The organism is Streptomyces lavendulae subsp. lavendulae, assembly GCF_002803845.1.
Classification (GTDB): Bacteria; Actinomycetota; Actinomycetes; order Streptomycetales; family Streptomycetaceae; genus Streptomyces; species Streptomyces lavendulae.
Window position 1 is genome coordinate 8292328 of record NZ_CP024985.1, and the last position, 19790, is coordinate 8312117.

Sequence of the window (19790 nt, forward strand, 5' to 3'; positions counted from 1 at the left end):
CACAGCCGAGCGCGCCGGTCAGGTCAGGCGGAAGACCGGGCCCCTCGGGGTGAAGGGGAGGCAGGCGCCCTGGGGGATCAGGTAGGCGTGTTCGCGGCGGATGCGCAGGGTGTCGCACCAGCCATCGGTGATCACCAGGAGCGGCGCCCCGGGCGGGAAGTCCTCGGCGCGCTGGAGCAGGTCGATGCCCGGCTGGAGCACCGTGCCGCCCCGGCCGCGGACCCGGACCCGGCCCGCGATCTCGGACGGCGGGACGTAGCCCGCGTCGTACGGTGCCGCGTCGCAGAAGACGACCCGCGCCGCCGGTACGTCGCGGGCCTCGGCGTACGAGGCGATCGCGCCCAGCGCCTTGCCGAGCAGGGCGGCGTTCATCGAACCGGAGGTGTCGAGCACCACGCCGAAGGTGCAGCGGGCCGTCTCCTCGGGCGGGAAGTACCGGCCCGCGCGAGGGATGTCCGGGGTCGAAGCCTGGCGGCGCGCCGGGCGGGCGTAGGACCGTACGGCCTCCGGCCTCGGTACGTACTCGTCGAACCAGCGGGCGAGCCGGGCGTCCCAGGGCACCGGCGGGTGGGCCAGGGCCCGGATCTCCTGGACGAGCCCGGCGGGCAGCAGGCCGCGCCCGCCGCGGACGTGCAGGTCGAAGCCCTGGACGAGGCCGCGACGGTAGAACTCGTCGAGATCCGCGTACGGACGCCCGGCACCGTGTGCGAGGGGCTCGCCCAGGATGTCCCCGGCGCCCTGGCCGCGCAGGGTGGCCAGGCGCCGCATCCGGCGCAGGTCGGAGGCGATCCGGTCGTACACCTCCTCGACGGAGAGCCCGCGCAGCGCCGGGTCGTGCAGCAGCCCCTCGGGCATGCAGCCGATCCGCATCTCCACCAGCCAGTCGTTGACGACGTAGTCCGCGGCGACGTTGTGCAGGTACGGGTCGCGGCCGCCCCGGCGCTCACCGTGGCGCAGGGCGGCGTGCAGCATCTCGTGGGCCAGGATGAACCGCCATTCGTCGTCCTCGAAGGTGCGCAGCGGGTTGACGTAGATCTCGCCGGCGGTGGCGCTGACGGCGGCGATCGAGATGTCCTGGGCGCGGGCCAGTTCGGCGTCGGCGACGACGGTCAGACCGGCGGCGAGCCCGCCGAGCAGCGGGTACGAGGACACGAACCAGTTCAGGGCCCGGTCCCAGGGGCGCTGGGCGACGCGTGCGCCGGTGGTCCGGTCACGGCGGCCGCCGGCCACGTCCATGGCGGCGGAGACGCTGCGGGTCAGGGCGGCGGCGAAGGCGGTCTGCCAGTCGGGGACGGCGGTGCCCCAGGTCGCCCAGGTGGTCAGGACCTGGTCGGGGCCGCGTCCGGCGGTGCCGCAGTGCTCGTAGGCGGGCGGGATGCCGTCGCGGCGCCAGCGGGCGGCGAGCTCGTCCTCGTCGCCGCCGGGGTACTCGGCGGGCAGGTGGTCGGGGGCGCGGCCGACGGGGAAGGTCAGCAGGAAGCGGTTGACGACCGCGCAGCGGGCGGCGAGGTCGAAGGCGTCCGGCTGGGTGCGGTCCTCGTCCTTGGCGGCCGGGACGTGGCCGAACCCGAGGTGGAGCAGGGCGTGGGCGATGGCCCAGGCCCACTCGCGGGGTTCGGCCCGCCGGGTGGGGTGGACGTGGACGACGCCGTTGGAGGTGACGGCGGCCAGGCCTCCGTCGGGGGACTGCGGGCAGCCGTCCTCGCGGCAGATCTTGCCGTTGAGGGCGCCGAGGGCCGGGTTCTGCTTGACCAGGGCCAGGCCCTCGGCGAAGGCCTGGGTGGCCGGGTCGGGCTTGGCGGCGGCCTTGGCCCGGGCCTTGCCGCTGCGGCTCACCGGCGGGCCTCGACCAGGCGGGGCATGTCGCGGGCGGCCTCGATCAGGAACCATCCGGGCAGTACGGGCAGGCCGTCGGCGTCGTCGGCGATGACGGTCTGGGCGACCTCGACGGAGATCTCGGCGAGTTGGACGAGGAGCGACTTGAAGCGGTACGTGTGCTGCCGCAGGGCGGGGGAGACGTGCTCCTTCTGCGCCGGGAGGTCCTTGAGCAGACGGCCCCGGAACGCTTCCGCGAGGTAGTAGAGCAGGTCGCGGTCCTGGAGCCGGGCGGGCCAGGAGGCGTCGCCCTTCAGGATGGCCTCGATGCCGAAGGTGTGACGGACGATCTTGGCGTAGCCGCAGAAGGACACGGCGTGCGCGGGGGTGAGGGTGCCGTGGGCGACCACCTTGAGGGTCTGCTCGTCCAGTCCCGCGCCGAAGGAGTGCAGGGCGTCGGAGAGCATGTGCCAGGAGCGCGGGGTGGAGAAGGGCTCCTCGGTCTTGGGCGGCTGCGACCAGAGGTGGTCGGGGCGGTCGGTGAGGTAGTCGGTGACCCACGGGTGGATGCCGTGCTCGCCGGCCCACACCAGCCAGTCCTGTGCGGACGCCTGGAGGTGGACGTGGGTGAGGCGGTTGACCAGGGCGGAGGCGATGGGCCGGGCCAGCGCGTTGTCCGTGGAGCGGTTGCCCGCGCCGATGACGATGGAGCCGGCGGGCAGTTCGTAGGAACCGATCCGGCGGTCGAGGATCAGCGAGTAGAAGGCCTTCTGGACGTCCGGGCTCGCGGCGTTGAGCTCGTCGAGGAAGAGGCAGTACGGCTCGTCGCGGGCGATGGCCTCGGGCGGGCAGAAGACCGAGCGGCCGTCGCGGATCTGGGGTACGCCGATCAGGTCCTCGGGGGCGAGCTGCGTACCGAGGAGGCTGACGCACTCCAGGCCCAGGGAGTCGGCGAACTTCCGCACGAGCGAGGACTTCCCGATGCCGGGCGCCCCCCAGAGGAAAACGGGCCGCACGGTGGCGAGGCCGAGCAGCAGTTCGGGGATCTGGGCGGGGGTGACGGTGACGGCAGCCTGCACGGGCGGGAGTGTCCTTCGGGGTGGGGCGGTGTGTGGTGCGGCCAGTGTGGTCACACCGCACACCGTCTGGCATCCGGTTTTCCCTCACCGTTGAGGTCGCCCGTGGTCTACTTCGCGTCCGCGAGCCGGGGTTGCGACGGGCTGTGGCCGCGGTGGAGTCCGGGGAGAGGGGTTCGGTGTCGCGCCGCAGGGTGATGGCACCCGTGCGAACGTCAGCCGCAGGGCCGTCCGGCACCGGCACCGGCTCGCGGCGGGGGCGCGGCGTTGCTCTGACGCGGGTGCCCTCGCTTCCGGTTCGGGCCGCGGGCCTCGTCCGGAGTGTCCTTCGGGACCAGCACTGCGTCTTCTCCGAGCGGTCCGCCAGCCCGCCGAGGAGGGATTCGAGGCCGAAGGCGAAGGTGTCCTGCGGGGCTTCGGCGAAGCCGATCTTCTCGTAGACGGCGAGGGTGTGGTCGTCGTGGCGGGCCTTGCCGACACCGTGGAAGGGGCGCGCCCCGGGGGCCTGGTGGAGGACAAGCTCCGCTTCGACGCGCCGAAGCCGCGAACGAGCGTCGCGTCACGATGACCGCACAGGCCGGCGGTTGAACGGCAAGCGCGGCGAATGGCGCCCACTCCCCCTGTCCCGGTGTTGCACCACGTCGTTGCAACACCGGGACGCCCCTGCTCTCCGCACCCTTGAAGCAGTCGTCGCCGCCTGGCCTCTTCGTCAGGTCCGGCGCAGACAACGTCCTGGCGGCACGGGGCCGGTGCCCGGCGCGACGGCCAAGCCCAGAAGGAACCGCCTTGCGGCAACGGTCCGGGCCGGTCCCGCGGCGGCTGTACCACGAAGATCACCTGGCCTGCGAGCCGTGCCCATCCGCGTCGGCGGGGAATCCGCTGCGCGATCCCCGGACCTGCCGATCAGGCAGGCACCGCAAACGCCGAGGAGTGGGCGCCGGGCGGCCTCCGGCCTTCGACGGCGAGGACTGCCGCGCACGGGGGCTACGGCGCCTCGGGAGCCACGCCGGGGCGCTCGCGCCAGAAGGCTCCGGACGCGGCGCGGCGCAGCAGCATCAGCACCACTCCGGCGCCGGCCAGGAAGAGCGCGATGACCAGCGGGGCGCCCAGCCCGAACCAGGCGGTCGAACTGGAGGCGTGAGCCGGATCGGCCATGTCGGCGACGGCCTCCGCCAGCAGCCAGATCAGCATGGCCGAGCCGAGCAGCGGGCCCGCGCCCAGCAGCAGGAAGGGGCCCGGCCCCCGCATCAGCCGGCGCCGGTACCAGACGGCGCAGGCGATGCCGGTGAGGGCGTAGTAGAAGGCGATGAGCAACGACAGGGCGGTGAGGGAGTCCGCGAGGGCGTTCTCGCTGATCCGGTGGATGACGACGTACCAGACGATCGCCGTGCCGGTGACCCACCACGTGCTGGTGCCCGGTGTGCCCCGGCGGGGGTCTATGTTGGCGAAGGCGGCGGGCAGCGCCCGGCGGCGGGCCATGGACAGCGCGGTGCGGGAGGCCGGGATGATGGTCGTCTGCGTCGAGGCGAGGGCGGAGGTGGCGACGGCGAGGAGCAGGATCCAGTCCCAGCCGCCGAGCACCTCACGGGCGAGCGCGGCGAAGACGTCCTCCTCCGAGTCGGCCCGTCCGGCGAGGTAGGCGGTGCCGGCGTAGGCGACGACCGCGAAGGCCACGGCCAGGTAGGTCGCCAGCAGGACCACCGTCGACCAGATGCCGGCCCGGCCGGGGGCGTTGGCGGGGTCCTTGGTCTCCTCGGTCAGGTTGACGGCGGATTCCCAGCCCCAGTACGCGAAGACGCCGAGCAGCAGGCCGCCGGTGAGCGCGGAGCCGCCGGCCCCGAAGGGGTCCAGCCAGTCGACTGCCGGACGGACGGCGTCCAGGGATCCCGTGCCGGCGTGGACGCGGTACACGGCGACGGCCGCGAACACGATGAGGCAGAGGACCTGGAGCAGCACGAGCACGTTCTGGAAGCGGGCCGACGCCTCGGTGCCGCGCACGCAGAGCCAGGACATGAGGAGGATCAGCAGGACGGTGAGGGCCTCGCGGACCAGGCTGTTGTCGGCCAGGCCGTCGGCCCCGACGGCGAGCAGACCGAAGCCGACGGCGACGTCGGCGAGCGAGCCGACGACGAGCACTCCGGTCATCGCGATGGCCCAGCCGCCCAGCCATCCGGTGGTGGGGCCGAGGGCGCGGGTGACCCAGGAGAAGGTCGTACCGCAGTCGGGATCGGCCCGGTTGAGGAAGTGGAAGGCGGAGGCGATCAGCAGCATGGGGACGAAGGACGCGAGAATCACTCCGGGGGCGTGTACGCCGACGAGGGCGACGAGGGGTCCGATGACGGCGGCCAGCGAGTAGGCGGGCGAGGTGGCGTTGAGGCCGATGGCGAGGGCGTCGAGGAAGCCGATCGCGTCCGGTGTGAGGGTGCCGGCCGGGGCCTGTGCCGTCGGTGTGCCGTTCCCACTCGGGACCGCCGTGCCGGGTGGGGCGGCTGTGACGGTCGTACCGCCCCGCCCCGCGGGCACGGCGGTGGCCGTGGCGGCTCGGGGAGTGGTTTCCGGCGGGGTGTCTGCGGCCATCGTCCCTCGCTGTACTGGGTGCGGTGTGCGGTGTGCGGTGTGCGGTGTGCGGGCCGCGCCGTGGCGGGCGCGGTGTGAACAGGGCGTGAACTGCGAAGAGGAAACCCGCGCGGGCGGGAAGGGGTCAATGGTGTTGGCGTAAGGGACCCGCGCGGTCCCGGGCGGCCGGTCAGCCGGCCCGCAGGGCCTGGAGCCGTGACTCCGCGCTCGCGAGCAGCATGTCCAGGGCGACCGGGTAGGCGCTGTGGTTCATGCGGGCGGCCAGCAGTCGCCTCGTGGCACTGATGTGCGGGTACTCGTCGGCCGGCAACCGGGCGTAGGTGGACTCCCACTGCCCCTCGTCGGAGGTCCGGGAAGGCTCGGACAGGGCGAGGGCGCCGGCGTCGAGGGCGGCGAAGGCCAGGCTCTGGTCGATGAAGGCGTGGTAGATCAGGACCGCCTCCGGGTCGGGGAAGCCCGCGGTGCGCAGGATGCCGAGGACGGCCTCGTCCGCGGCGATCTCGCGGGGCCGGCCGGTCACGCGGCCGGCGGTCAGTACGGCCGCCTGCGGATGCGAGAGGTAGGCGCCATGGATGCGCAGCCCGAGTTCGCGCAGGTCGTGACGCCACTGGCCGGTGACCGCCCATCCGTCGAGGGCCCGGCCGATGAGCTCCTCGCCGATGGCGAGGGTGAGGGCGTCCATGCCGTCGAAGTACCGGTAGAGGGTGCTGGGGTCCGCGCCGAGGGCGGCGCCGAGCCGACGGGCGGACAGGCCCGCGCTGCCGTGTTCGCGCAGCATGCGCAGGGCGGTCTCGACGATCAGCCGCTCGGACAGGACGACGCCCCGCCGGGTGGGGCGCCGCCGCCTGCGGGCATCCTCGGGGACCACCGGCTTCGCCATCGGACGCCTCCTCCTCCTTATGCCAACACCATTGACCTTATCTTGCGGCCCCGGCTTTCATCCCTCCCACGAGGCGCGGATCTCCGCGGACCTCACCAAGAGAGGGTTTCGTCATGCGTGTTCTGCTAGTGGGCGCCGGTGGCGTCGGTACCGCGATCACCCGGATCGCGGCCCGCCGGGACTTCTTCGACCTCTTCGTGGTCGCCGACTACGACCTGGCCCGCGCCGAGGCGGCCGTGGCCGCGCTCGGCGAGGCCGGCGGCCGGTTCCACGCGCGCCGCGTCGACGCCTCGGACCAGGCGGCGGTGGCCGCGCTCCTCACCGAGGAGCGGTGCGACGTACTGCTGAACGCCACGGATCCGCGGTTCGTGATGCCGCTGTTCGAGGCGGCGCTCGCGGCGGACAGCCACTACGTGGACATGGCCATGTCCCTGTCCCGGCCGCACCCCGGCAACCCCTACGCGCAGTGCGGGGTCAAGCTCGGCGACGAGCAGTTCGAGCGGGCCGGGGCCTGGGAGAAGGCGGGGCGGCTGGCCCTGGTCGGCATGGGCGTGGAACCCGGCCTGTCGGACGTCTTCGCCCGCTACGCGGCCGACGAGCTCTTCGACGAGGTCGAGGAGATCGGCATCCGCGACGGGGCGAACCTGACCGTCGAGGGATACGAGTTCGCCCCGTCCTTCAACATCTGGACGACGATCGAGGAGTGCCTGAACCCGCCGGTGGTCTACGAGCGGGACCGCGGATGGTTCACCACCGAGCCGTTCAGCGAGCCGGAGGTGTTCGACTTCCCGGAGGGCATCGGCCCGGTCGAGTGCGTCAACGTCGAGCACGAGGAGGTGCTGCTGGTCCCGCGCTGGGTGGACGCCCGACGGGTCACCTTCAAGTACGGCCTGGGCGAGGACTTCATCGGCAAGCTGAAGACCCTGCACGCACTGGGCCTGGACTCGACCGAGCCCGTCACGGTGCGCGGCGCGGACGGCACCCCGGTTCGGGTCTCCCCGCGCGACGTGGTGGCGGCGTGCCTGCCCGACCCGGCCACGCTGGGCGAGCGGATGTCCGGCAAGACCTGCGCGGGGACCTGGGTGAAGGGCACCAAGGACGGCCGGCCGCGCGAGGTGTACCTGTACCACGTGGTGGACAACCAGTGGTCGATGCGCGAGTACGGTTCACAGGCCGTGGTCTGGCAGACCGCGGTCAACCCGGTCGTGGCGCTCGAACTCATCGCCGGCGGGGTCTGGGCGGAGGCGGGCGTACTCGGCCCGGAGGCCCTTGCGCCGCGCCCGTTCCTGGACCTGCTGACCGCGTACGGCTCCCCGTGGGGCATCCGCGAACAGGGCTGACCGGAGCCCCCCGCCGCGGGCCGGGTCGGACAGCGGCCGGTGGGGGAGCGGCGACGGGCCCGTCAGATCACCATCGGTGCCTCCGACCAGCGGCGGACGCGGTACGGGGCCCACCACACGTGGTCCCCGAAACGCAGGACGAGGGTCTCGCCCATCAGGTCGTCCAGCACCGGCCCCGGCACCGCGTCGGCGCGGGCGCCGTCCGTGAGCGCCTCGATGGCCGCGTGGTACTCCGGTTCGTCGATGGTGAAGCGTCGCAGTTCCCCGTAGCGCCGGTCCCGTACCTGGATGAACCCGGGGCCGTGCCGGAAGACGCACTTGCAGATGTAGTACGTGTTGCGCCACTCCAGCGCCGTCGCGGCCGGGTCGGGGGTGCCCAGGACGGCGGTCGGCGGGTGGAGGTGGCCGTAGTGGCGCCAGGCGTCGGGGTCCGGGCCCGTGTGGAGCTGCCAGTCGACGGCGATGGCCAGGCTGGTCAGGTCGCCGACGAAGCTCAGCGCCCGGACGGTCCAGGCCGCGTCGGCGGTGTCGGTCACGTCGACCGGGCGGGGCAGCGTGACGTGCCGGGCCCCGGCGGCGAAGAGCCGCCGGGCGGCCTCGCCGCCGGGGAGGTCGATCTCGTAGCGCCCCAGGGACATCCCGGGGAGCGCGCCCACCTCGGGGTCGTAGTCCCGCGCGGCCGTCACGGTGAAGGGCGGGGTGCCGGTGAGTGCTGCAGTCATCGTCGTCCTCTGTCGTCGTGCCCTGTCGGCGTCTTCAGGCGGTCGTACGACGGTCGTCGGGCGGTCGTCGGACGGTCGCCAGGCGGTCGGTCGTCAGGCGGTCGTCGCCGTGAGTTCGGCGTCGCGGGCCGAGGTGTGCCGCATGAAGTCGATCCGCAGGAACTCCTCGTTGAGCGCGGGCGGCGCGATCTGCACGAACTGCCCGCTGTCCTCGAAGACCACCCCGAGCGCCCGCCACCGCTCCAGCACCTCGCGGAGGGCGTCCTCGCCCATCCCGTGCTCCTCGTGCAGTTTGCGGGTGGCCGCCTTGACCGTGTGCGGCTGGTCGAGCAGCCGGAACAGGGACAGCTCGAACGGGACGGTCAGTTCCAGGTGCGTCCAGTCGAAGGCCCGCCGCCTGCTCACCAGCACGATCCGGTCCTCCAGGTCGCAGTGGGTGAGCCGGCTGCCGGCGTAGTTGCGCTTCCACTGGGCGATTCCCTCGTCCAGCCGGGCGACGACCTCCTCGCCGATCCCGCGCGGCGGCACGTCGAAGACGTACGCCAGGTCGAACATCTCGGCCTCGGGGAGGTCGTAGGTGAGCCGGTACGGCTCGGCGGGACGCAGTTCGGAGAACCCGAGCGCGGGGTTGTTGAAGTAGGGGCTGAACCGCTCGATCGCGATCCGGGACGATTGGCCCACGGGCGGGTTGAGGTGCTCCAGCGCGGCGAGCTGGGCCACCACGTCGTCATAGTCCTCGGCGTCCTCACCGGGGAAGCCGTGCAGGTAGTTCCAGGCCACCGAGAGGCCCACGGTGGCGGCGTCGCGGAGCATCCGGACGTTCTGGCCGCCGGTGACACCCTTGTCCATCAGCGTCAGCACCCGGCTGTTGAGGCTCTCGATGCCCGGCTGGACGAAGATCAGGCCCGCGTCGGCGAGGGTCTGGAGCTGCTTCCGCCGCATGTTGGACTTGATCTCGATGTGCATGCGCAGGTCGAACCCGCTGTCGATGATGCGCGGCAGCACACTGTTGACGTACCCCATGTCCAGGATGTTGTCGACGACGTACATGTCCAGGACCCGGTGCCTGCGTGCCAGCTCCACGACCTCGTCGTAGAACACGTCCGGACTCTTGCTGCGGAACTGCATGAACGAGCCGTTCAGCCCGCAGAAGGTGCAGTGGTGCTTCTCGCCCCACCAGCAGCCCCGCGCCCCCTCGACCACCAGCTTGGGCTCGACCCAGTTGCGCGCGTGGGAGGAGGCGAGCCGCTCGAAGTACCCGGCGTAGTCCGGCGGCAGGATGGCGGCGGGCGGCAGCGGGTTCGTGCTCATCGCGTTCACGACGGACGTGCCGTCGTCACCGCGCCAGCACAGCCCGGGAACCTCCGACAGCGCCTCTCCGGCGTCCAGTGCGGCGAGCAGCGCGGGGAAGGACACCTCCCCCTCACCGCGCAGGACGTAGTCGACGAAGGGGAAGTTGCGGTGGACCGCCTCGCCCTGCTTGCCGTCGCAGTTGGCGCCACCCATGGCCGTCGCGATGTGCGGGGCGAGGCGCTTGACGTACTTGGCGGCCGCCAGGGCCGCCGTGTTCTGCTGGAACGTCGAGGTGAAACCGACGACGTCCGGGTCGAGTTCGACGATGCGCTCGGCGATGTACCGCACGAAGTCGGGCGCGGAGGAGTGCAGTGCCCGTGTCATGTCCATACGTGCCCCGCGGACCCGGCCGCTCATCGCCTCGGTGAACTCGGGAACACGCCACTCGGGGTCGTCGTAAAGGGCGGAGGAGAACACCCAGTCGCCGCAGCCGAGGAAATAGGATCCGAGTGCGTAGTAGGAATAGTCCTCCAGGGTGAATTCCGTGTTCCTGGTGATCCAGTCCACGTATTCGAGATTGGCGTGGAGGACGTCCGCGCTTCCGTTCGGAACACGCTCGTCGACACTGCGCTTGAGAATTCCGAGAGCCAGCGACGGGAGGTCGATCGGGGCCCAGGGCATGTTCACCAGGAGTACGCGCACGGCTGGCCTCTTCTCATGTGATCAGGGCACGGGTTCGGTCGTCGGGTCCGGTGCCCGAGCCGGTCGTCGGCCCGGGCACCGGGTGGGGCCGGCCACGCACCGCGCGTGGCCGGCCCCGCGGTGCTACTTCTCCTCTTCCTCCATCTCCTCCGAGGAGCGGAAGTAGATGACGACACCGACGCCGGGCTTGCGGCTCTCCTCGGCGCCCTCCAGCGGGTCTCCGTGGATGATGTCCTTCTGCATGCTGTTCACCTCCCCTCCGGGTGCGGGGACGGCTCGGCCCGCACGGGCGCCACAGGCAGCCCGCGACCGAGAAATCTGAGGGACTGCCGGATCACGGCCAGGTGGTCGGCGCCGTCGTAGCCGTCGTGGCCCGAGTCCAGCCACATCAGCTCGTGCGCCACACCGCCCGCACGCAGCACGTCCAGGTACGCCTCCACCTGCTCCGGCGGGCACTTCTCGTCGCGGCGGGCGGCGACGAGCAGCAGCGGGGCGCGGATGGCGGCCGCGTACGAGGACGGCGAGGCGTGCGCGTAGGCTTCCGGCACCTCGTCCGGAGTGCCGCCGAACAGCTCCGTGTCCAGCGCCTGGAGTGCGGGTGTGGAGTGCCGGAAGGCCGTGGCGCAGTCGGCGAGCGGTTTGACGGCGACCCCGGCGTGCCACAGGTCCGGCCGGGTCCCCAAGGCCAGGAGCGTCAGGTAACCGCCCCACGAGGTGCCGCACAGGCCCACGGCGTCCGCGCGGCCGATGCCCCGCTCCACCAGCTCGGCGCGGGCCCGCACCAGGTCGGCGACCTGGTGTGGCCGACGCCCTCGGAATAGGCGGAGCGCCAGCGCGGCCCGTAGCCGGTCGAGCCCCGGTAGTTCACGCGGGCCACGGCGTAGCCCGAGCCGACGAGGGCCTGGACCATGGGGTCGTAGGCGTCACGGTCGTGATCGGCCGGGCCGCCGTGGACGAGGAAGACCAGCGGGTGCGGGGCGGGCCGGTCGGCGGGCGTGGTGACGAAGGTGTGCACGGGGCCGTCGGGACCGGGCGTCCACAGGTCCTGACGGCTGCCGAAGCGGGGGAGCTGCCACCGGCTTTGCCCTGGCAGAGCCGCACCCGACAGCGACATCGCGCGCGGCACGTTCACCGCGTCCGTCCAGATGAAGTGCACGTCGCCGTCGGCAGCCGGTGACGCGTCCAGGACGCTGCCCTCGGGAGTGGGGACCGGGGTCAGTTCCCGGCGATCCAGGTCGGCGGTGAACAGCCGGCTGCGGCCGTGCCGGTCCTGGCGGAGCAGCACGCGCGCAGCGCCCGGGCCCGGGTACCAGCGGGCGGTCGTCTCGGTGTCGAACGAGCACCAGGGCAGCAGCTCCACTCCGCGCCCGGGGGTCCACGTGCCGAGGTGGTAGCGGCCGGCCCGCTCCCGCATCACCAGCAGCAGGGTGTGGTCGGACGCCGAACCCGATGACGGCGCGGGCGTGGCGGCGGTCAGGGTGGCGGGCGCGAGCGCCGGCGCGGGTGCGGGTGCGAAGCCGAGGGCCCAGGTGCGTTCCCGGGTGCCGGAGAGCACCGCGACGGTCGTCCCGTCCGGGCGCAGCAGTGTCACGGCGCGGGCGGAGTGGGCGGGGCCGGACACCGCCAGCAGCCCGCCGTCCGGCGCCAGGTCGCACAGCGTGCCGGATTCCGTGGTGCGCAGGACGGCCGTCGCGGTACCGCCGCGCCGCCCGATGTGGACCCCGAGTCCCCCGGAGCCGCGGATGCCCACGGCCACCGTGCCCCCCGCCGTCAGCGCCAGCCCGGCGGGCCGCCCGCGGGGGACGCCGGCGAGCGCCGGACGGTCGGGGCCGCCGTCGAAGTCCTGGGTGCGCCAGCCGCCGCTGCCGCCGCGGTCCTCGTCGAACCACCAGACGGCCTCGTCCTCGTCGATGGCGCACAGCAGCGTGCCGTGCGGACGGTCCGTCAACTGCCGTCCGGTGCCGGTGGCGCGGTCCCACGTGAAGATCTCGCACCGGCCGTCGGCGTCCCCGGTGTACACCATGCGGTCCGGGTGGCGGGGGCTGGTAACGGGCAGCACCGGCCGGTAGACGCCGTAGGTGCGGGTGGCCGCCCTCTGCGGGGCCGGCCTCACCCGGCCTCCCCCGTCCCCGTCACGAGACCGGCCCTGGCGGTCGCGTACAGCGCCAGTGCGGCGAACGCGCCCGCGCAGCTCAGGGCCACCGTGCGTCCTCCGTACGCCGCCACCAGGACGCCCGCCGTCACGGGCGCGAGTACCGCGACGGCCTGGCCGGCGGTGCCCAGTACCGTGCCCATCCGGGCCAGCAGCCGGTCGGGGGTGACCAGCATCGCCCGGGTCTGGAGCACCACCACCACGGACGGCACGATCAGCGAGACCCCACCGAGCAGCAGCCCGTAGGCCCAGGTCCGGGACGTGAACGCGAGCCCGGCCGCCGTCGGCACCATGGCCCAGGAGGCGCCCGTCACGATCCGCGCCGCCCGGAGCCGCCGTACGAGCCAGGGCGCGGCGAGGGCGCCCAGCAGCCCGCCGACGCCCGCCAGGGTGAGGACGAGCCCGATCGAGGAAGGGCTGGCCCCCCGGGCGTGGGAGGCGAACACCGCGTTGAAGTAGAGCGCGCCGAGCAGGGCGTTGATCCCGGCGGTCCACACGACCACGAAGCGCAGGAACGATTCGGCGCACACGAAGCGCAGCCCCTCCGCGAGGTCCCGGACGAAGGACGGGGACGGATCGGTCCGGCCGGGCGGGGCGGGCGTCAGGTCCGTGCGGATCGCCTTGGTCAACGCCGCCACCAGCAGGAAGGACACCGCGTCGGCGAGCAGCGGGACCCACCGCGCCAGCTGGAACAGCACACCGCCCAGGGTCGGCCCGACGATCTGCACGGCCTGGTCGCGCGCCTGGAGGTACCCGATCGCCCGGGGGTACCCCTCGGGCGGCACCAGCCGCCGGATCGTCCCGGAGGCCGCCGCCCCGTAGACGGCGGCGGCCGCCTGCTCGACCACGGCGGCGGCGAGTACGTGGACGAGGACGACGTGGCCGAGGGCCACGGCCACGAACACCGATCCCATGGCGCCCGCCGCTGTCAGGGCGGCCACGTACATCATCGGTTTGCGGGACCGGCGGTCGGCGTGGACGCCGGCGACCGGCGAGACGACGAGACCGCTGACCAGCGCCACGGAGGCGACGAGTCCGGCGAGCCCGGCCGGGTATCCGGCGCCCAGCAGGATCAGCGGCAGGAAGAGGGAGGACGCGCAGGTGCCGAGACCGTCGACGGCGCCCGCCGCCCAGAAGAGCGTGAAATCGCGTGCACGGAACGGGGACGGTGAGGAGGACGCGTTCTTGGATAATAAAGGGCCGGAGTGCTGTAATTCCTCATCGGCCTCGTCCATCAAAAATTCCGTTCGGGGGGTCTTGCCGAAGCCGACGCACCCACAATGCCCCCTGAAATAAGCGGACTTACGGCCGTTGAGGGTTGCGATCGTAGCGAACGGAGAGGGTCGTCACAACACCTGCGTTCGAATGTAATTCTCGATCAAGAAACGGCATTTTCCACTGCTCCCGGAGAGCGCCGCGTCCCCCTGTCGGCGCATGGACGGAGGGACGCGGTCGCGCACCGGTCGCGCTCGTCGCCGTTCCCCGAAGCGGGGGCGACTGTGAAGGCATCCGCCGACGGCAGCTTGACGTCCCCTGCACCGCAGTTCGAGGCCGGTGGCGGCGTGAGTCGTACGGCGTGTGTGGGGTGTCGGGTTGGATGAGGGCGACGGCGATGAAGGGGCCGTCCTCGTCTCCGGGGCGTCGTGTCTACTCCGCGCCCGGCCGCCGACGTACCGGCTCCGGTCTCGCAGTGTGCCGGGGGTCGACGAGGACCAGGAGCCGGTACTTGAGGGTCTCACCCGGGAGCAGGTCCTGCCGGCGGACAGCCCTGTCACTTCAGGCTTCCTGCGCCGCGTGCTTTTCGACGAAGCGACGCAGTTCCTCGCGCGGGTCGGGGCCCAGCCCGTTGCGCCAGATCCGATTGGTCCGTTCCCCCGAGGGTATTCCGGCGAGCAGCATGTCGCGCATGTCCGAGGTGGCCGCCCGCTTCGCCTCTCTGACGCGGTGGCCGCTCTCCTCGCTTCCGTCGTCGGCGGCCAGGACCGCAGTCAGCTGCTGCTCCCAGGTGCCGAGCTTCCCCCACGCGTACATCTCTCCTTGCGCGGAGCCCATGTGCTGAAGCCCGATGATCGTCCATCCCTGGCTCTCCGTCAGGGGTGTGCTCGTCGACACCCACGCGGTCACCAACTCAGCTGCCCTTCGGGCGAGTTCCTCATCCATTGCGGTGTCGAGGGGGTGGGCGGCGTCGGCGTTCTCATCTCGCGTTTGCTTCATGTGCCGACCCTAACATTCTTATCGTCATGGCGACGATAATGAGGGGGTCGAGATGCGATACGGGCGGCAGTACCCGAGCAATCACTCGTAGGACTGCTGTCTCCGCGACCACGGCAGGGGCCTGATCGAGATGCGGTGCTCGACCGGGCAAACCGGCCCCGCTGCACGTCGTGGAAAGGCGCGGTCGGGCGGGGCATTGTCAGTGGTGGCCAGGATGATGACCTTCATGACCGAAAACAGTGCCCTGCTTTCCCCTGCCGCCTACGTGGAGGCCGTGACCACCGCCGTCGCGGCGTCGGCCGCGTACTACGGCGACGGGACCACCCCTCTCGGTGACGACGAGTACGACGGGCTGCTGCGCGCCATCGCGGCCTACGAGGAAGCCCATCCGGACGAGGTGCTTGCCGAGTCGCCGACCGGGAAGGTGGCGGGCGGCGCAGCGCAGGGTGACGTGCCGCACTCGGTGCCGATGCTCTCCCTCGACAACGTCTTCGACGCCGACGAGCTCGCCGAATGGGCCGCAGGCCTGGAACGGCGTCTTGGGCGTCCCGTGGCCGCATGGTGCGTGGAGCCGAAGCTCGACGGCCTCGCGATCGCTGCCCGCTACCGGGGCGGTCGGCTCGTTCAGGTCCTCACCCGCGGCGACGGCCTGGCCGGCGAGGACATCACCCACGCAGCCGACGCCGTCCTCGGCCTGCCGCCGGTACTCACCGAGCCGATCGACGTCGAGCTGCGCGGCGAGGTGCTGCTGACGACCGCGCAGTTCGAGGAGGCCAACCGGATCCGGCTCGCCCACGAGGCCACGCCCTTCGCGCACCCGCGCAGCGGAGCGGCCGGCACGCTGCGGGCCAAGGACCGCCCCTACCGGATCGAGCTGACCTTCTTCGCCTACAGCGCGATCGGCCTGGACGACCTCGGCCACGTCGCTCTGCTGGAGAGGCTGGCCGCGCTCGGCGCGAACACAGCCGCCAGCACGGCCGCCGCCCCGATGCGCTGCGAGACCGTGGAACAGGTGCAGGAACGCATCGACGTGATCGCCGGCCTGCGCACAGAGCTGCCGTTCGGGATCGACGGTGTCGTCGTCAAGGCCGACACGGCCGAGGACCAGCGCCAGGCCGGCAACGGCTCGCGCGCCCCCAGGTGGGCGGTAGCCCGGAAACTGGCGGCCGAACACAAGGTGACGCGCCTGCTGGCGGTGGAGTGGAACGTCGGCCGGACCGGGATCATCGCCCCGCGCGCGGTCCTGGAGCCCGTGGTCATCGACGGGGTGACGGTCACCTACGCCACCCTCCACAACCCCTCCGACATCACCCGCCGCGGGCTCATGATCGGCGACCAGGTGTTCGTCTACCGGGCCGGCGACGTGATCCCCCGGGTCGAGGCACCGCTGGCCGACCAGCGCACCGGCGCCGAGAGCCCGATCGTCTTCCCCGAGGCGTGCCCCCGCTGTGGCGACGCGATCGACACCTCCGAGCAGCGGTGGCGATGCGTGCGCGGCCGCAGCTGCCAGGCCGTCGCCTCGGTGATCTACGCGGCCGGCCGCGACCAGCTCGACATCGAGGGACTCGGCGGCACCCGCGCGATCCAACTGGTGGAAGCCGGTCTGGTCAAGGACATCGCCGACCTGTTCACACTGACCCGCGAGCAGCTCCTCGGACTGGAACGGATGGGTGAGACCAGCACCACCAACCTCCTGGCCGCGATCGAGACCGCCCGCGGGGCCGCGTTGAGCCGCGTGTTCTGCGCCCTCGGTGTCCGCGGCACCGGGCGCACGATGTCCCGCCGGATCGCCGCCCACTTCGGCTCGATGGCCGCGATCCGCGCCGCCGACGCGGACACGCTGGCCGGGGTCGACGGCATCGGCACCGAGAAGGCCCGCGTCATCGCGGCCGAACTCCTCGAACTCGCCCCGCTCCTCGACAGACTCCAGGCCCAGCAGGTCGGTACGCAGGTCACCGAGCCGCAGAAGCCCGCAGCCGATGCGAGCGACGGCGAGGACGACTCGGCGGGCGGCCCGCTGGCCGGACAGGCCGTCGTGGTGACCGGCTCCATGACCGGCCCCCTTGCGGTGCTGTCCCGGAACGAGATGAACGAGCTGATCGAGCGGGCCGGCGGAAAGGCATCGTCGTCGGTGTCCAAGCGCACCACCCTCGTGGTGGCGGGGGAGAAGGCCGGGTCCAAGCGCACCAAGGCCGAAGAACTGGGCATCCGCATCCTGGACCCCGAGGAATTCGCCGCCCTCGTCGCCGGCCTCCTCCCCACCACCTAGCCATCGCCGCCCGCCACCCCTCGGCACGGCCAAGTCCGGCGCCGCCCGCGGCAGTCGGCATAGCGCTGATGGTCCAGCCGCAGGCTTGCGACAGGCCCGGCCCCAGCCGGCCGAGACCGGGCCTCCGCGGTGGCGTGGCGGGCCGTCACCTGCCCAGATCTGCTGCCTGCCCGACCTGAATCCTCGTCCGCGTCACCCCTCGCTCCCTTCACACGGAAAGGACATCTTCCTGAACTGGGCCGTCCGGGATGCCCGCGTCAGCCCGCATACACGTCCTCACAGCTGCCGTCCACGGCAGCCTCAGGTGTACGGGCCAAGGCCTCCTTCCAGTGCGTACTCTCCCCGGCCAGGCCCCTCTGCGCCGGCCGGGCATACCACGCCCACGCTTCGGTTCCCGCGCCGCCGGCCGTCGATCCGGACTGGACCGCGATGACGTACCGCCGGCCGGGTTCCAGAACCGCGTAGCGGTCGGGGTCCTCCGTTGCGTACCGGCCCGGGGCGCCGCCGTTCTTCACCCCTTGGCTGATGGCCAGGACGTCGCCGAAGCGGCCCTTGAGAGGCTCAAGGACCTTCACCCGGGTGGTCAGGTAGGCGCTTCCCCCGTCCTCGCGGTACCGGACGTTCTCGACCGCCTCGACGACGGCGACGCCCTTGGACTTCGCCGCGACGACGTCGTCACGGCTCAGGTCCGGGCCGCACACCGCATGCGCGGTCCCGGCCTCGGGGATGGCAACGGTGAACCAGGCCGCACCGGCCGCGACCACGCCGGCCGTGAGGCATCCGCCGATCCATAGCTTCCCGTTCACGATCAACCCCACAGCCTGCGATAGTTCGCCTTGTCGACATCGGTCGGAACATCGGGGTACCGGGCTGCCTCAGGCCACATCACGGACTTCACGGCGTTCTTGCCGCTGCCCGACTTATGGCACAACCCGAGCGCATGCCCCAGCTCGTGGGCGGCGACCATCCGCCGGGTGGCTGCGTCGAAGGTGTCCATCCGCGCCTTGTTGAAGCGGATCAGATCCGTCGCCGCGATGCCGGGATGACGCGACCACACCCCTGCCGCCGCGTTCCTCGCGTCCGAGAAGTCTTCGTAGTTCAGATCGTTCACGGTCGTCGCCGAATCCGGCGCGATCTTGATCTTCGCCCCGGAGTACGACCACGCTCGGTTCGCGTGCTGGTACTCCGCCTTGTACTTCGTACTCGCCGTCCAGCGGATCTCTCCCTCGTCCACCGAACTGTCCTCACGCGTCTCGGTTGCGTCGCTGCCGGACTTCGCGATACACGGCGCCGCCACCGCGGCGCGTGCCGGAGCAGGAGCAAGAAGCAGCACGGTCGCGAGGGCCGCAAGGCCCGCCACAAGATTGCTCACCCCGACAACGGTAGGACAGCACAGCTCCGGGATGACCGTTTCAGCGTCTCACCGCCTGAGAACTCGGTGTCCGTCAGGGGTCTTCCGCGGACGTCGATCCCGGGCCCGAGAGCCGAACGTAGGCCGGAGAAGCCGACGATGGTGCAGCCCGGTGCGGGACATCCGCAGTTCGAGGACTCCTTGACCTACTTCCCAGGTCGAGATGTCGCTGCGATGGCTCCGACGAACCCGAGCGCTGCCCGTCGTCGCCGCCCTCCGGTGATCTGTTGCCGGGTGCCATCCCGGAGCCGCCGCTGACCGGTTAGCATCCGGCATGGCCACGCACTGGAAGAACAGTCCCGAGCTGTTCGCATCCATCCTCCGACGTCATGGACTGGACCCGGACACGGTCGACGACGTCGCACGGGCCTGGTCTGCGTTCCAGGAGTTCGTCCAGGTGCAGATCGACGGCATCGAGCCTGCAGAAGACGACGGCGATGGATTCATCGTGCAGTGGGGGCGGTGGGGTTGGAACGACGATCGCCCCGCACTGGTCTTCACCAGGCAGTTCGCGGTGAGCGACGAAGGTGACCGGGATGACGAGTTCTGGCAGCCACAGCGCTGGAGCGTAGAACTCGAACTCTTCTTCGCCGACGCTCCGGCCTGGGCCGACCTGGACAAGATGGCCTGGACCAACAGCATGGGCTTCGACTTCGATCCCATCGGTCATGAACGGGCCGCAACGCTGGCCCAAATCGCCACGTTCATCGAAACGCTTCCGCAGGTCAGCGCGATGTGGCGGGCGATTCCCGTGGACAGCGCCCTCGGGCTGGAACGTGCGGACTGATCCGTGGGCAAGTACCCCGCTCCTGAGGTCTGGGTGTGTCGCGACCGCGGCGGTCGAGTTCGCGGCGGAGGCCGAGGTTCGCGCCGTGGGCCTGTTCCAGGGCCTTCCACAGGGCCTGGACTTCCTGACGAGGCAGCTCCTTGATCCGGGTGATCTGGCTGGTCGGCGCGAGGACGAGGGTGCTGTCCGCAGCGACCGGGGGGTTGCCTCGGTTGGGGTTGGCCGACCCTGGACCCGCAAGCGTCCGAGGTGTCCGCGCAGGCCGGGTGGCCCCAGGGGAACGCAGGGGAGATGCCGTTTTCTCGCTGGCAGGCCTGGAACGTGAAAGCCTCGCCGGGGTTGATCGGGGTCCGGATCGCCTGCTCGGCGGCTTTCGTCTCGGCCTGCGATTTCGCTTGCGCGGCAGCGAGGGTCTCCCAGATGGTGGCCAGAAGCCGGGTCAGGGCTGCCTGCTGGGCCCCGTCGCTGCGGTAGTCGGACGTTGTCCTCGGGCAAGCGCGGGGGAGGGGCTGCAGGTGATGGACTCCTTCGCCCCCCACCACCCCACCACCC

At 71.8% G+C, this 19790-nt stretch carries 15 protein-coding genes; 3 read left to right on the plus strand and 12 right to left on the minus strand.

Annotation, left to right across the window (positions count from 1 at the left end; genetic code table 11):
- Positions 1-18: 18 nt before the first annotated feature.
- The 4 genes from SLAV_RS37390 to SLAV_RS37410 all read right to left on the minus strand — a co-directional run bounded on the left by SLAV_RS37390 (position 19) and on the right by SLAV_RS37410 (position 6348).
- Positions 19-1836: a vWA domain-containing protein gene (locus SLAV_RS37390; protein ID WP_030227673.1), complete on the minus strand. Its 1818-nt coding sequence runs from the start codon at positions 1834-1836 to the stop codon at positions 19-21.
- Positions 1833-2894, minus strand: a complete 1062-nt coding sequence (locus SLAV_RS37395; protein WP_030227671.1) for an ATP-binding protein — start codon at positions 2892-2894, stop codon at positions 1833-1835. Before SLAV_RS37395 ends, SLAV_RS37390 begins: the two co-directional genes overlap by 4 nt.
- A 981-nt stretch (positions 2895-3875) precedes the next feature.
- Positions 3876-5468 (minus strand): APC family permease, encoded by a 1593-nt coding sequence (locus tag SLAV_RS37405; protein ID WP_030227667.1) that lies wholly within the window; start codon positions 5466-5468, stop codon positions 3876-3878.
- A gap of 169 nt (positions 5469-5637) precedes the next feature.
- On the minus strand, positions 5638-6348 hold the full coding sequence (locus SLAV_RS37410; protein ID WP_030227665.1) for a TetR/AcrR family transcriptional regulator: 711 nt from the start codon (positions 6346-6348) through the stop codon (positions 5638-5640).
- A 113-nt stretch (positions 6349-6461) separates the two neighbouring features.
- Between SLAV_RS37410 and SLAV_RS37415 the strand changes: the two genes are divergently transcribed.
- Positions 6462-7688 (plus strand): saccharopine dehydrogenase family protein, encoded by a 1227-nt coding sequence (locus SLAV_RS37415; RefSeq protein WP_030227662.1) that lies wholly within the window; start codon positions 6462-6464, stop codon positions 7686-7688.
- Positions 7689-7750: 62 nt separating this feature from the next.
- Here SLAV_RS37415 and SLAV_RS37420 read toward each other — a convergent pair whose 3' ends face one another.
- The 6 genes from SLAV_RS37420 to SLAV_RS37440 all read right to left on the minus strand — a co-directional run bounded on the left by SLAV_RS37420 (position 7751) and on the right by SLAV_RS37440 (position 14771).
- Positions 7751-8410, minus strand: coding sequence for a DUF5825 family protein (locus tag SLAV_RS37420; RefSeq protein ID WP_030227660.1), 660 nt, complete (start codon positions 8408-8410; stop codon positions 7751-7753).
- A gap of 93 nt (positions 8411-8503) precedes the next feature.
- Entirely contained in the window at positions 8504-10405 is a 1902-nt protein-coding gene (locus SLAV_RS37425) for a RiPP maturation radical SAM C-methyltransferase (RefSeq protein WP_030227657.1), read from the minus strand.
- A gap of 248 nt (positions 10406-10653) precedes the next feature.
- A complete protein-coding gene (locus SLAV_RS42840) occupies positions 10654-11187 on the minus strand; it encodes an alpha/beta hydrolase family protein (protein WP_244225273.1) in 534 nt (177 codons plus the stop codon).
- The gene (locus SLAV_RS37430; protein WP_234333489.1) at positions 11100-12518 is read right to left on the minus strand and encodes a S9 family peptidase; all 1419 of its coding nucleotides are present in this window, start codon (positions 12516-12518) and stop codon (positions 11100-11102) included. The genes SLAV_RS42840 and SLAV_RS37430 overlap by 88 nt, the downstream gene beginning before the upstream one ends.
- Complete coding sequence (locus tag SLAV_RS37435) at positions 12515-13792, minus strand: MFS transporter (protein WP_030227655.1); 1278 nt, start codon at positions 13790-13792, stop codon at positions 12515-12517. Before SLAV_RS37435 ends, SLAV_RS37430 begins: the two co-directional genes overlap by 4 nt.
- Before the next feature lie 541 nt (positions 13793-14333).
- Entirely contained in the window at positions 14334-14771 is a 438-nt protein-coding gene (locus SLAV_RS37440) for a hypothetical protein (RefSeq protein ID WP_030227653.1), read from the minus strand.
- A 217-nt stretch (positions 14772-14988) separates the two neighbouring features.
- Here SLAV_RS37440 and ligA point away from each other — a divergent pair, with 217 nt between their 5' ends.
- Positions 14989-17040: an NAD-dependent DNA ligase LigA gene (gene ligA / locus SLAV_RS37445; protein ID WP_037686681.1), complete on the plus strand. Its 2052-nt coding sequence runs from the start codon at positions 14989-14991 to the stop codon at positions 17038-17040.
- Between the two features lie 257 nt (positions 17041-17297).
- On the opposite strand, the gene SLAV_RS37450 is transcribed toward ligA, so the two are convergent.
- Together SLAV_RS37450 and SLAV_RS37455 are read right to left on the minus strand one after the other, a co-directional pair.
- Entirely contained in the window at positions 17298-17846 is a 549-nt protein-coding gene (locus SLAV_RS37450; protein ID WP_158740558.1) for a hypothetical protein, read from the minus strand.
- Between the two features lie 2 nt (positions 17847-17848).
- Complete coding sequence (locus SLAV_RS37455; protein ID WP_158740556.1) at positions 17849-18412, minus strand: zinc metalloprotease; 564 nt, start codon at positions 18410-18412, stop codon at positions 17849-17851.
- Positions 18413-18725: 313 nt separating this feature from the next.
- Here SLAV_RS37455 and SLAV_RS37460 point away from each other — a divergent pair, with 313 nt between their 5' ends.
- Positions 18726-19238 (plus strand): hypothetical protein, encoded by a 513-nt coding sequence (locus tag SLAV_RS37460; protein WP_030227644.1) that lies wholly within the window; start codon positions 18726-18728, stop codon positions 19236-19238.
- Positions 19239-19790: the final 552 nt, after the last annotated feature.